The organism is Micromonospora rhizosphaerae, assembly GCF_900091465.1.
Lineage (GTDB): Bacteria > Actinomycetota > Actinomycetes > Mycobacteriales > Micromonosporaceae > Micromonospora > Micromonospora rhizosphaerae.
Genome location: NZ_FMHV01000002.1, coordinates 602,288 through 615,113, shown reverse-complemented (window position 1 = coordinate 615,113; position 12,826 = coordinate 602,288). Strand labels below are relative to the sequence as shown.

General features: G+C 71.9%; 11 protein-coding genes. 9 read left to right on the top strand and 2 right to left on the bottom strand.

What is annotated here, in order from left to right:
• Window positions 1-100: 100 nt before the first annotated feature.
• The 8 genes from GA0070624_RS02995 (at window position 101) to GA0070624_RS02960 (ending at window position 10,198) form a co-directional block, all read left to right on the top strand.
• A complete protein-coding gene (locus GA0070624_RS02995; RefSeq protein WP_091336453.1) occupies window positions 101-2,845 on the top strand; it encodes a DNA polymerase III subunit gamma and tau in 2,745 nt (914 codons plus the stop codon).
• 106 nt (window positions 2,846-2,951) lie between these two features.
• Window positions 2,952-3,260: a YbaB/EbfC family nucleoid-associated protein gene (locus GA0070624_RS02990; RefSeq protein WP_018786541.1), complete on the top strand. Its 309-nt coding sequence runs from the start codon at window positions 2,952-2,954 to the stop codon at window positions 3,258-3,260.
• A gap of 8 nt (window positions 3,261-3,268) precedes the next feature.
• Complete coding sequence (gene recR, locus GA0070624_RS02985) at window positions 3,269-3,862, top strand: recombination mediator RecR (protein WP_091336451.1); 594 nt, start codon at window positions 3,269-3,271, stop codon at window positions 3,860-3,862.
• A gap of 338 nt (window positions 3,863-4,200) precedes the next feature.
• A complete protein-coding gene (locus GA0070624_RS02980) occupies window positions 4,201-5,871 on the top strand; it encodes an ABC transporter substrate-binding protein (RefSeq protein WP_091336449.1) in 1,671 nt (556 codons plus the stop codon).
• An 89-nt stretch (window positions 5,872-5,960) separates the two neighbouring features.
• Window positions 5,961-6,968: an ABC transporter permease gene (locus GA0070624_RS02975; RefSeq protein ID WP_091336447.1), complete on the top strand. Its 1,008-nt coding sequence runs from the start codon at window positions 5,961-5,963 to the stop codon at window positions 6,966-6,968.
• Window positions 6,965-8,005, top strand: a complete 1,041-nt coding sequence (locus GA0070624_RS02970) for an ABC transporter permease (protein ID WP_091336445.1) — start codon at window positions 6,965-6,967, stop codon at window positions 8,003-8,005. The genes GA0070624_RS02975 and GA0070624_RS02970 overlap by 4 nt, the downstream gene beginning before the upstream one ends.
• Window positions 8,006-8,117: 112 nt before the next feature.
• Window positions 8,118-9,104, top strand: coding sequence for an ABC transporter ATP-binding protein (locus GA0070624_RS02965; RefSeq protein ID WP_091336443.1), 987 nt, complete (start codon window positions 8,118-8,120; stop codon window positions 9,102-9,104).
• Complete coding sequence (locus GA0070624_RS02960) at window positions 9,101-10,198, top strand: ABC transporter ATP-binding protein (RefSeq protein WP_091336441.1); 1,098 nt, start codon at window positions 9,101-9,103, stop codon at window positions 10,196-10,198. Before GA0070624_RS02965 ends, GA0070624_RS02960 begins: the two co-directional genes overlap by 4 nt.
• A gap of 49 nt (window positions 10,199-10,247) precedes the next feature.
• Here the strand turns inward: GA0070624_RS02960 and GA0070624_RS02955 are convergent, their stop codons facing one another.
• Together GA0070624_RS02955 and GA0070624_RS02950 are read right to left on the bottom strand one after the other, a co-directional pair.
• Window positions 10,248-10,604 carry a hypothetical protein gene (locus GA0070624_RS02955; protein ID WP_342672761.1) on the bottom strand — a complete coding sequence of 119 codons (357 nt, stop codon included), beginning with the start codon at window positions 10,602-10,604 and terminating at the stop codon, window positions 10,248-10,250.
• Window positions 10,502-11,158: an HNH endonuclease family protein gene (locus GA0070624_RS02950; protein ID WP_091336439.1), complete on the bottom strand. Its 657-nt coding sequence runs from the start codon at window positions 11,156-11,158 to the stop codon at window positions 10,502-10,504. Before GA0070624_RS02950 ends, GA0070624_RS02955 begins: the two co-directional genes overlap by 103 nt.
• 108 nt (window positions 11,159-11,266) lie before the next feature.
• Between GA0070624_RS02950 and GA0070624_RS02945 the strand changes: the two genes are divergently transcribed.
• A complete protein-coding gene (locus GA0070624_RS02945) occupies window positions 11,267-12,748 on the top strand; it encodes an MFS transporter (RefSeq protein WP_091336437.1) in 1,482 nt (493 codons plus the stop codon).
• Window positions 12,749-12,826 lie beyond the last annotated feature (78 nt).

Sequence of the window (12,826 nt, the reverse complement as noted above, 5' to 3'; positions counted from 1 at the left end):
CGGGTCCCGGTAACGTCCCTGCGGGTCAGGTCGCGGGGTGGTGGTTGGTCACCCGTGCCCGACCGGCGCAGAATGGCTCGGTCGAGAGGAGGCGGGACGGGTGGCACTGGCCCTTTACCGCAAGTACCGGCCGCGCACCTTCGCCGAGGTCATCGGCCAGGAGCACGTCACCGAGCCGCTGTCGCAGGCGCTGCGCAGCGGGCGGCTCAACCACGCGTACCTCTTCTCCGGCCCCCGCGGTTGCGGCAAGACCTCCAGCGCCCGGATCCTGGCCCGCTCGCTCAACTGTGAGCGGGGCCCCACCCCCGAGCCGTGCGGGCAGTGCGAGTCCTGCCGCTCGCTGGCCCCCGACGGCGCCGGGTCGATCGACGTCATCGAGATCGACGCGGCCAGCCACGGCGGCGTCGACGACGCCCGGGAGTTGCGCGAGAAGGCGTTCTTCGCGCCGGCTCGCAGCCGCTTCAAGATCTATATCATCGACGAGGCGCACATGGTCTCGTCGGCCGGCTTCAACGCCCTGCTCAAGCTGGTCGAGGAGCCGCCGGAGTACGTCAAGTTCATCTTCGCCACCACCGAGCCGGAGAAGGTCCTCGGCACGATCAAGTCGCGGACCCACCACTACCCGTTCCGGCTGTTCCCGCCGAAGGTGCTCCGGCCGTACCTGGAGCAGCTCTGCGAGGCGGAGGGGGTCCGGGTCGAGCCAGCGGTCTTCCCGCTGGTGGTGCGCGCCGGTGGCGGCAGCGCCCGGGACAGCCTCTCCGTGCTCGACCAGCTCATCGCGGGTGCCGGCCAGGAGGGGGTCAGCTACGCCCGGGCCGCCGCGCTGCTCGGGGTGACCGACTCGGCGCTGATCGACGAGATGTGCGACGCGCTCGCCGCCGGGGACGGCGCGGCCGCGTACGCCACCGTCGACCGGGTGGCCGAGGCCGGGCACGACCCGCGCCGGTTCGCCTCGGACCTGCTGGAACGGCTGCGCGACCTGATCGTGCTCCAGCAGGTGCCGGACGCCGCCGCCAAGGGCCTGATCGACGGTCCCTCGGACCAGATCGAGCGGATGACCGCCCAGGCCCAGCAGCTCGGCCCCGGCACCCTCTCCCGCTGCGCCGACATCGTGCACAACGGCCTGGTGGAGATGCGCGGCACCACCGCACCCCGGCTGCTGCTGGAGCTGATCTGCGCCCGGATGCTGCTGCCCGGCGCGGACGACTCGACCGGTGGCCTGCTCCAGCGCCTGGAGCGGATGGAGCGCCGGCTCACCCTGGGCGGCGTCGAGCCGCCGTCCGCCGCCGCCGGCCCCGCGCCGGTCGCCCCCGCCGCTTCCGTACGCCAGGAGCCTCCCGCCGCGCCCGCGACTGCCGCCGCGTCCCACCCGGAGACCGCCGGCACGCCGGCGGCTGCCGGGGCCCCGTCCGGGGCGCCCGCCGCCCGCGCCGCCGCTGCGCCCGCCGCCCGCGCCGCCGCTGCGGCCGCCGGTTCCCGTCCCGCGCAGGTCGCCGCGGAAACGGCCGACCCGTCCCCGGGCGGTTCCGCCCCGACGGGCGCCGTGGCCGGTGGAACCAGCTCCGGCGCTCCCGCCCGTCGCCCCGTTCCGCCGTCGGCGGTGATGCCTGACCCAGCCATCCCCGAGCCGCCCCGCCCGGGCTCGGCGCCCGGCGGGCTGGACGCCGTGGCGGTGCGCCGGGTCTGGCCCGAGGTGGTCGGCAAGGTCAATCGGACCAACAAGCGGATCGCGGCGCTGATGCGCGACGCGGTCGTCCGCGAGCTGGACGGCGACACGCTGGTGCTGACGGTGAAGTCGACGGTGCTGGCCAAGATGATGTCCGACCATGCCCCAGTGCTCGCCGATGCGCTCTACGAGGAGCTGGGCGGCCGCTGGGAGATCCGCTGCGAGGTGGCCGGTGAGCGGGGCGGCGTGTCGCTGGGCGGCCCGGCCCGCCCGGCCGCCCCGGCCCGGCCGGCTCCGGCGTCGACCGCCACGACGGCCGCCAACGGCCCGGCCGGTGGTTCGGGTGGTGGCGGGGCCACGGGCGGGTCGACCTCCTCAGGCGGCCCGGCACGTCCGGGCGGTTCGTCCGGCGGCGCCGCGTCTCGCTCGTCCGGCGGCGGCCCGGCCCGCCCGGGTCGCTCGTCCGCCGGTGCCGAGTCCCCCTCGTCCGGCGGCGCTGCCAGTGGAGCGACCGGCACGGCCGGCGGTGGTTCGGCGCGACGTTCGGTCGGCCGGGTGACCGGGGCCGGCCCGTCGGGCGGCGACGACGAGGAGGACTGGCCCGAACCGGCCCGCCCGGGTGGCAGCGCCGGTGGGGGCGACGACTGGCCGGAGCCGGCCCGGCCCGGCGGCGCCGCGACCGCTGGCTCGGACGACTGGCCGGAACCGGTCCGCCCGGGCGGCGCGCCCGCGACCGCCACGGCGGTCACCGCGACGACCACTCCCGCCGTACCGAAGCCGGCCGGTCCGCCGGCGGCGCCGCCGCAGCCCACGGCGGCCGGCACCGGCGGCGTGCCGGTGAGCAGCGCGATCGCGGCGGCCCGGGCGGCGGCGGCCGCGGCGGGTGCCGGGGCGGCGAAGGGCTCGCGCACCGCGGCGGCGGCGCCGAAGACCGCGGACGCCGACTGGGCCGGCGAGCCCCCTTACGACCCGGACTACGACGGCCCGCTGCCCGGCGCTGGACGGACGGGCGGTGCGGCGCCGGCGACCCCGATGTACGAGGGCTTCGACCCGGGCGACGAGCCCCTGGACGAGGTGATCGACGAGCAGACCGCCCGGCAGTCCAGCGAGGAGCAGGCGGTGCAGCTGCTCCGGGAGGCGTTCGGGGCCGAGAAGATCGACGAGGTCGACGCGCGCTGACCATGTCGGTCGTCGAGGACGTGTGCCGCCGCCCGACTAGGCTGGGCGGCGGCCGAGCAGACGAGTGCGAGAAGGAGCCATCGTGCGCCCAGGTGGACAGCCGAACATGCAGCAGATGCTGAAGCAGGCGCAGAAGATGCAGCAGCAGATCGCGAAGGCTCAAGCCGAGCTGGCCGAGGCGGAGCTGACCGGCACCGCGGGCGGCGGCCTGGTCACTGCGACCGTCGCCGGCACCGGTGAGCTGAAGGCGATCAAGATCGACCCGAAGGCGGTCGACCCGGAGGACGTGGAGACCCTGGAGGACCTGGTCGTCGCGGCCGTGCACAACGCCGCCGAGGCGGCCCGGGAGCTGACCGAGCAGAAGATGGGCCCGGTCGCGGGCGGCATGGGCGGCCTCGGCCTGCCCGGGTTCTGAGCCGGCAGATGTACGAGGGTGCCATCCAGGACCTGATCGACGAGCTGGGGCGGCTCCCGGGGGTCGGCCCGAAGAGCGCCCAGCGGATCGCCTTCCACGTCCTGTCGGCGGATCCGGCGGACGTGAACCGGCTGGCCGGCGCGCTGCGCAAGGTCAAGGAGCTGGTGCGGTTCTGCACCACCTGCTTCAACGTGGCCGAGTCCGAGCAGTGCCGGATCTGCCGCGACCCGCGTCGCACGGACGAGGTGCTCTGCGTGGTGGAGGAGCCGAAGGACGTGGTGGCGATCGAGCGGACCGGTGAGTTCCGCGGCCGCTACCACGTGCTCGGCGGTGCGATCAATCCGCTGGAGGGGATCGGGCCGGACAATCTGCGGATCCGCGAGCTGATGACCAGGCTGAGCGGCGGCGCGGTGCGGGAGCTGATCCTCGCCACCGACCCGAACACGGAGGGCGAGGCGACGGCGACCTACCTGGCCCTGATGGTCAAGCCGATGGGGATCGCGGTGACCCGGCTGGCCAGTGGTCTGCCGGTCGGCGGCGACCTGGAGTACGCCGACGAGATCACCCTCGGCCGGGCGTTCGAGGGCCGGCGGGCCGTCTGACCCTTCCCGCGTACGCGGCTGGCCGGCACCTAGGTGCCGGCCAGCGCTGTTCCCGTATTCCGAATGTTGGACATGTGCCCCACGTCACTCGGACCGCCCTCAGCCCGATGGAGGTCGCATGTGTGTCGATTTGCGGTGGTCTGACTGGTCACCCGACGGACCTGCGGGTGTGACAGTCCTGTTTGCCGGAAGATCCGGCGCTGTCAGACCCGACGGCTTGGTGTCGGCTTGATAGCAATTGCCTAACGGCCGTTCCGCTTCTGTGTGTCGTGCCATAGCCTCCCGCACACGGACTGAGTCACAACTCGGCGTGGACATGCGCATGACAGAGGTGAGAGATGCAGGCGAGCAGGCTTAAAGCGGCCGTGGCCCTGGCGGCCGCTGCCGCTCTGGCGGTCGGGGCGTCCGGCTGCGCCAAGAGCGAGCGCGACGGGGACAGCGGTGGGGCCAAGACTGGCGGCACCTTCGTCTTCGCGGGTGCCGGTGACCCGAAGAACTTCGACCCGATCTTCAACGACGACGGTGAGTCGTTCCGACCGATCCGCCAGATGTACGACACCCTCGTGCAGAACAAGCCGGGCACGGCCGACCTGCAGGGCGCGCTGGCGGAGAGCTGGGAGCACGACGCGGACGGCAAGGTCTGGACCTTCCACCTCCGCAAGGGCGTGAAGTTCCACGACGGCACCGACTTCAACGCCGCCGCGGTCTGCTTCAACTTCGACCGTTGGTACAACATGAAGGGCGCCGCCGCCCAGTCGCAGATGATCTACTACATGGACGTCTTCGGTGGCTTCGCCAAGAACGACAGCCCGGACGCCGGCAAGTCGGTCTACAACAAGTGCGAGGCCAAGGACGACGCCACCGCCGTCGTCACGATGAACCAGTACAAGGGCGCCTTCCCCGGCGCCTTCGCGCTGACCGCGCTGTCGATCTCCAGCCCGGAGGCGCTGAAGAAGTACGACGCCGACACGGTCAAGCAGAACGGCGACTCCTTCGAGTACAGCGCGTTCGCCAACGAGCACCCGGTCGGCACCGGCCCGTTCACCTTCGGCGGCTGGGACAAGGCCAAGGGTGAGATCACCCTGAACCGGAACCCCGACTACTGGGGCGAGAAGGCCAAGGTCGACAAGCTGGTCATCAAGGTCATCAAGGACGAGAACACTCGCAAGCAGGAGCTGCGGGCGGGCACCGTCCAGGGCATCGACTTCCCGGCCCCGGCCGACCGCAAGGCGCTCTCCGGTGAGGGCTTCCAGGTCCTCGACCGCCCGGCGTTCAACATCCTCTACCTGGGCTTCAACCAGAAGAACCCGAAGCTGAAGGACCTGCGGGTGCGCCAGGCGATCGCGTACGCCCTCAACCGTCAGCAGCTCGTCCAGACCAAGGGCCCGGGTGGCACCAAGGTCGCCGACGAGTTCATGCCGGACACCGTGCTCGGCTACGCCTCGGACGTGCAGAAGTACGAGTACAACCCGGACAAGGCCAAGCAGCTGCTCAAGGAGGCGGGCGTCACGAACCTGACGCTCAACTTCTACTACCCGACCGACGTCTCCCGGCCGTACATGCCGAACCCGCAGGAGATCTTCACCGTCCTGGCCAACGACCTGCAGGCCGTCGGCATCAAGGTCAACGGTGTGGCCCGCCCGTGGAACGGTGGCTACAAGGACGACGTGCAGCAGTTCGGCAAGCAGGACCTGCACATCCTCGGCTGGACCGGTGACTACAACGACCCGGGCAACTTCGTCGGCACGTTCTTCGGCCGGGCCAAGAACGAGTTCGGTGACGCGGCGATGACCGACATGTTCGACGCCATCACCAAGGCTGACGGCACGGTCGACGAGGCCGGCAAGAAGGCCGCCTGGGAGCAGGTCAACCGCGACATCGCCGCCAAGTGGCTGCCGGCCGTGCCGATCTGGCACGCCCCGCCGGCCATCGTGGTCACCAAGGACGTCAAGGGTCTGGTCGCCAGCCCGCTGACCGACGAGCGGTTCAACACCGTCAGCGTCGGCTGAGGACGCCGCTGACGCCGCACACGGAATCGGCCCGGGCCGGGCTTCCCGGCCCGGGCCGACCCGCTGTTATCGAGAATCTGGTGTGAGAGATGTTGCGAGTCATAGTCCGCCGCCTGTTGCAGCTGGTGGTGACCCTGATAGCGCTGTCGGCGCTCATCTTCATCTGGCTGCGGAACCTGCCCGGCGGCCCGGTCGAGGCGCTGCTCGGTGAGCGCGCCACCCCTGAGCGCCGAGCCCTGCTGATCAAGGCGCTCGGCTACGACCAGCCGATCCTGGTGCAGTACGGCAAGTTCATGCAGCGGGTCCTGAGCGGCGACTTCGGCAACTCCATCCGGACCGGCGACCCGGTCTCGGAGGTGATCGGCCGCGCCTTCCCGGCCACCATCGAGCTGGCCCTGGTCGCCATGATCATCGCGGTCGGGCTCGGCGTACCGCTCGGTTACCTCGCCGCCCGGCACCGGGGCCGGCTGCTGGACAACCTGAGCATCGCCGGCACCCTGCTCGGCATCTCGATCCCGATCTTCTTCCTTGGCTACCTGCTCAAGGACGTCTTCACCCAGAACATCCACTGGTTCCCGCCATCCGGGCGGATCAGCACCGGGGTGGACAACACCGAGGTGACCGGCTTCTTCGTCCTCGACGGACTGCTCACCCGGGAGTTCGACGCCACCGCCGACGCGCTGTGGCACCTGATCCTGCCGGCGTTCACGCTGGCCACCATCCCACTGGCGGTGATCGTGCGGATCACCCGGGCCAGCGTGCTCGACGTGCTCAACGAGGACTTCGTCCGCACGGCCGAGGCGAAGGGCCTGCGGCACAAAACCATCCGGGGCCGGCACATCCTGCGCAACGCCCTGCTGCCGGTGGTCACCATCATCGGCCTGCAGACCGGCGCGCTGCTCTCCGGCGCGGTGCTCACCGAGAAGGTCTACAACTGGGGCGGCCTGGGGACGCTGATCACGGACTCGATCAGCGGCGGCCGTGACTACCCGGTCCTCCAGGCGCTGATCCTGCTGGCCGCGCTGGTCTTCGTGGTGGTCAACCTCCTGGTCGACCTCTCCTACGCCTTCATCGACCCGAGGGTGCGTGTGCGATGAGTGACCCGATCACCCGGCCCGGCGTGGCCGCGCCCCGCGACGGCGCCGACAAGCACGGCGGCGACCAGCGACGCGACGGCACGAGCGAGCGCAGCATCGGACTGCTCGGCGACCGGAAGAAGGCGCGACTGGACGAACTGGCCCGCGCGACCGCCGACAAGGGCGGCGTGAGCCTCGCCCGGGACGCGTTCCGTCGGCTGCGGCGCAACCCGGTGGCCATCGTCGGCGCGTCCATCGTCGGCCTCTTCATCCTGGTGGCGATCCTCGCGCCGCTGCTCGCGCCGCATGACCCGGCGCAGCGCTTCGACGAGCTCACCAGGAACCTCACCGTCGACAACATTCCCGGGGCCAGCGGCGAGTTTCCCCTCGGGTCCGACCCGCTGGGAAGGGACTTCCTCTCCCGCCTGATCTACGGCAGTCGGCAGACCCTCTTCGTCGGCGTGGTGGCCACCCTGATCGGGTTGGGCCTGGGCGTGCTGATCGGCGCGATCGCCGGCGCCTTCGGCGGCTGGGTCGACAACATCCTGATGCGCTTCACCGACGTGATGCTGGCCCTGCCGGCCCTGCTGCTGGCGATCAGCCTGGTGGCAATGGCCAGCAGGTCCAGCCAGTGGACGGTCATCTTCGCGGTGGCGGTCGTCAACGTGCCGATCTTCGCCCGACTGCTGCGCGGCTCGATGCTGGCGCAGCGGGAGAGTGACCACGTGCTGGCCGCTCGGGCGCTCGGCGTCAAGGGACGGTCCATCGTGTTGCGGCACATGCTGCCCAACGCGATGACCGCGGTGATCGTGCAGGCCACGCTCACCCTCTCCACCGCCATCCTGGAGGCCGCGTCGCTGTCCTTCCTCGGTCTCGGCGACCCGGACATCAACCGCGCCGAGTGGGGCCTGATGCTCGGTGTGGACGGCCAGCGCTACTTCGAGGTCCGGCCCGAGCTGGCGTACTACCCGGCCGTCGCGATCATCATCGTCGCGCTCGGCTTCACCCTGCTCGGCGAGGCGATGCGCGAGGCGCTCGACCCGAAGAACCGGCGGTGACGGCGATGCGACGGACCAGCACGGCCGGCGCGGGCCGGCGGCGAGCGCGAGGAGTGAGCTTGCGAGCCCCGCAGTCGCGAGCGAAAGACCAGTACGGTGAGGAAGTGACCAGATGAGCCTGCTCGACGTACGCGACCTGAGCGTGGTGTTCCAGCGCCGCGGTGAGCGGCCGTTCACCGCGGTCGACAAGGTCAGCTTCAGCGTGGAGCCGGGGCAGACCGTGGGCCTGGTCGGCGAGTCCGGCTGCGGCAAGAGCGTGACCAGCCTGGCGATCATGGGCCTGCTGCCCAAGCGCGGCAACAAGGTCACCGGCGAGGTGCTCTTCGACGGCGCCGACCTGCTCAAGCTGAGGCCCGACGACATGCGTGACCGGCGCGGCCGGGACATCGGCATGATCTTCCAGGACCCGCTCTCCTCGCTGAACCCGGTGGTCCCCATCGGAACCCAGGTGGCTGAGGTGCTGGAGCGGCACCGGGGCATGGACCGGAAGGTGGCGCTGAAGGAGGCCCGGGAACTGCTCGACGCGGTCGGCATTCCCGACCCGAACCGGCGGCTGAAGGAGTACCCGCACCAGATCTCCGGCGGCATGCGGCAGCGCGCGTTGATCGCCATCGCGCTGGCGTGCAAGCCGCGTCTGCTCATCGCCGACGAGCCGACCACCGCCCTGGACGTGACCATCCAGGCGCAGATCCTCACCCTGCTCAAGCAGCTCGTCGACGAGACCGGCACCGCGCTGGTCATGATCACCCACGACCTGGGCGTGGTGGCCGGCCTCTGCGACACGGTCAACGTGCTCTACGGCGGCAAGGTGGTGGAGCGGGCGCACCGGCACGAGCTGTTCGCCCGGCCGCGGCACCCGTACACCCACGGGCTGCTCAACTCGGTGCCGCGGCTGGACTCGCCGCGGGGCGAGCGGCTGCACGCCATCCGGGGCTCGGTGGCCGACAACATCCCGTGGGTCGAGGGGTGCGCGTTCGCGCCCCGCTGCGGCAACGTGGTGGACGCCTGCCTGGAGGGCACGCCGCCGCTCGAACCCACCGCGACCGGCGGCGACCTGCGCTGCAACAACCCCGTTTCCGAGGAGGTGGCGGTGCCGTGACCGAGCGGACCGGACCACTGGTCGAACTGCGCGACGTCAAGGTCCACTTCCCGATCAAGAGCGGTCTGCTCTTCGACCGTACGGTCGGCTACGTCTACGCCGTCGACGGTGTCTCACTGTCGATCAACAAGGGCGAGACGTACGGGCTGGTGGGCGAGTCGGGCTGCGGCAAGTCCACGCTGGGCCGGGGCCTGCTGCGCCTGGTCGAGCCGACCGCCGGTGAGATCGTCTTCGACGGCACCGACATCCGCTCGCTCAAGGGCGAGTCGATGCGCCGGGCCCGCCGTCGGATGCAGATGATCTTCCAGGACCCGCTGTCCAGCCTCGACCCCCGGCAGTCGGTGGAGTCGCTGCTGGTCGAGGGGCTCAAGGCGCACGGCCTGGCCGACGACAAGGCGGCCACCAGCCGGCGGCTGCGGGAGACCCTCGACGCGGTCGGCCTGCCCGCCTCGGCGCTGAGCAAGTACCCGCACGAGTTCTCCGGCGGCCAGCGGCAGCGCATCGGCATCGCCCGGGCGCTGGTGCTCGACCCGGACCTGATCGTCGCCGACGAGCCGGTGTCCGCCCTGGACGTGTCGATCCAGGCGCAGGTGCTCAACCTGATGGAGGACCTGCAGAACGAGCTCGGCCTGACGTACCTGATCATCGCCCACGACCTGGCGGTGGTCCGGCACATCGCCGACACCGTCGGGGTGATGTACCTGGGCGGCCTGGTGGAGGAGGCGTCCAGCGACGACCTCTACCGCGAGCCGATGCATCCGTACACCAAGGCGCTGATGTCGGCGGTGCCGGTGCCGGACCCGCTGGTGGAGGACCGCCGAGAGCGGATCCTGCTCGCCGGCGACCTGCCCTCGCCGACGAACCCGCCGGCCGGGTGCCGGTTCCACACCCGCTGCCCGTGGGCGCAGCCGACCCGCTGCGCGGACGAGCGGCCGGCGCTGCGCGAGGTGCTCAGCGGGCACCGGGTGGCCTGCCACTACGCGGAGGACATCGCGGCCGGGCGGATCCGCCCGCACGAGGTCGAGCCGGAACTGGTCCGGCCGGACGAGGGCGCGGCCTCGGGTGACACCGGTGAGCTGATCCCCACGCCGTGAGTACGGCACGAGGCCCCCTTCCCGACACGGGAAGGGGGCCTCGGCCGTTTCAGCCCTCGGGGCGGTTGAGCAGGGCGACCGCGATGCCGTGCACCGCGTCCAGCCCGGCCGGGTCGGCCAGCGCCACCTTGCCGCCGGTCACCGTGTACCACTCGTCGGCGTCCTTGTACTGCACCCGCAGGGTGACCTGTCCGTCGGCATACTCGGTGCGCAGGGTGAGCTCCCCGGTCACCACGCCGACCTCGTCGGTCATCACCCCGCCCGGACCGGCCGTGATGTCCGCGGTCCGCTGCCGCTCCCCGGTCACGGTTTGTTCGCCCATGTGCAGCCCTCCAACATCTCGGTGAGGGCGGCCTTCTCGGCACTGGTCACCGTCAGCCGCCAGTAGTGCTTGACCGTCACCCAGTCTGCCGCGTACTGGCACCAGTACGACCGGTTCGCCGGCTTCCACTGGGACGGGTCCTGATCACCCTTTGCCCGGTTGGAGCGCATGGAAACCGCGACGAGCTGCGGCCGGGTCAGATCGTTGGCGAAGTCGCCGCGCTTCGAGTCGTCCCACTCGTCCGCGCCCGAGCGCCACGCGTTGGCCAGCGGCACCACGTGGTCGATGTCCACGTCGGCCGGATCGGTGAAGACGAGACCGTCGTAGGGGCTCTCCCAGCGCCCGGCCACCACGTTGCAACCGGAGAGCTTGATGCTCTCCCCGTCCCGCTGGAGCACGCTGTCGCGGACGTCGCAGTTCTTGCCGGTGTCCCGCCAGTGCGGGAACCGCGCCCGGCTGTAGCCCTTCATCGAGCCGGCGGCGGCGACGGTCAGTTCGCCGAGCTGCTGGGTGACGGTGCCGCTGCTGCTCGGCTCCGGCTCCGCCTCGTCGACCGGCACGCAGCCGGCCGCGCCGAGGGCGATCGCCGCGGCGAGCGCGGCCGCCGTCGCGGCGCGGGCTCCTGATCTGGTACGCACAGACGACACCTCTCCAGCTTGCGCGCTCCCGGCGATCCCGCACAGTACTCCCGGACGGTTTCGGCGATTCGAGGCGTCCCGATTGGATCGGCAGGAAGATTGGTAACCATGACCGCACCCGCTCCCGCGCTCCGGACGGGCACCGCCGCCGGGCGGGGCACGCTGCTGGCCGCCACCCTCGCCTCCGGCATGGTCTTCCTGGACGCCACCGTGGTCAACGTGGCGCTGCCCCGGCTCGGCGCCGAACTCCGCGCAACGGTCGCCGGTCTGCAGTGGACCATCAACGGCTACCTGCTCATGCTGGCCGCGTTCGTGTTGCTCGGCGGGGCGCTCGGCGACCGGTTCGGCCGACGACGGGTCTTCCTGCTCGGCGTGGTGTGGTTCGCCGGCGCCTCGCTGCTGTGCGGGCTGGCCCAGGGGACCGGCTGGCTGATCGCGGCCCGCTTTCTCCAGGGCGCCGGCGGGGCGCTGCTCACCCCGGGCTCGCTCTCCGTGCTGCAGGCCAGCTTCCATCCGGACGACCGGGGGAAGGCGATCGGCATCTGGGCCGGGCTCTCCGGCGTCTCCACCGCCCTCGGTCCGCTCCTCGGCGGCTGGCTGATCGACACGCTCTCCTGGCGGTGGATCTTCTTCATCAACCTGCCGTTGGCCGTGGCGGTGGTGCTCGCTGCGCTGCGCTGGGTGCCGGAAAGCCGGGACGAGGCGGCGTCGCGTGGCGGGGGCCGGCGGTTCGACGTGACCGGCGCGCTGCTCGGCGCGCTCGGCCTCGGCGGCGTGACGTACGCGCTGATCGACGCCCCGGCCCGCGGCGTCCGCTCCCTCCCGGTGCTGCTGGCGCTGCTGGTCGGGGTGGTCGCGGCGGTGGCCTTCGTACTGGTCGAACGGCGCCGCGGGGACGCCGCGATGCTGCCCACCGGACTCTTCACCAGCCGGCTCTTCTCCGCGCTCAACGTCTTCACCGTGGTGGTGTACGCGGCCCTCGGTGGTTTCACCTTCTTCCTGGCCGTCTACCTGCAGAACGTGGTCGGCTGGTCGGCGATGCTCACCGGCCTGGCCACCGTACCGATGACGGTGCTGCTGGCGGCCGGCTCGTCCCGGGCCGGCGCGCTCTCGGCGCGGATTGGTCCGCGGCTGCCGCTCACCGTCGGCCCGGTGGTCGCGGCGGTCGGCCTGCTGCTGCTGCGCCGGGTCGGGCCGGGCGCGTCGTACTGGGTGGACGTGCTGCCCGGGGTGGTCCTGTTCGGGGCAGGGCTCACCCTGGTGGTGGCGCCGCTGACCGCCTCCGTGCTGGCCGCGGTGGCCGACCGGTACGCCGGCGTGGCGAGCGGCTTCAACAACGCGGCCTCCCGGGCGGGGGGTCTGCTGGCGGTGGCCGCGCTGCCGCTGCTGGTCGGCCTCTCCGGTAGCGGCTACGAGCAGAAGGCCCAGCTGACGGACGCCTTCCGTGGCGCGATGCTCTGGTGCGCCGGACTGCTGCTGGCCGGCGCGGCGATGGCCGCGCTGCTGATCCACCGACCGGAGCGGGAGGCGCCGCCCGCGCAGCCCTGCCCGTCGCTGCCCGCCTCGACCCCGCCCGAGCGGCGCCGCTGACCGGCGGGCCTGACGCGGCAGTGTCCACTGGGTGCGGTGGGGCCATCGGCCACCGGGCGGAACCGGGCGGCCGCACCG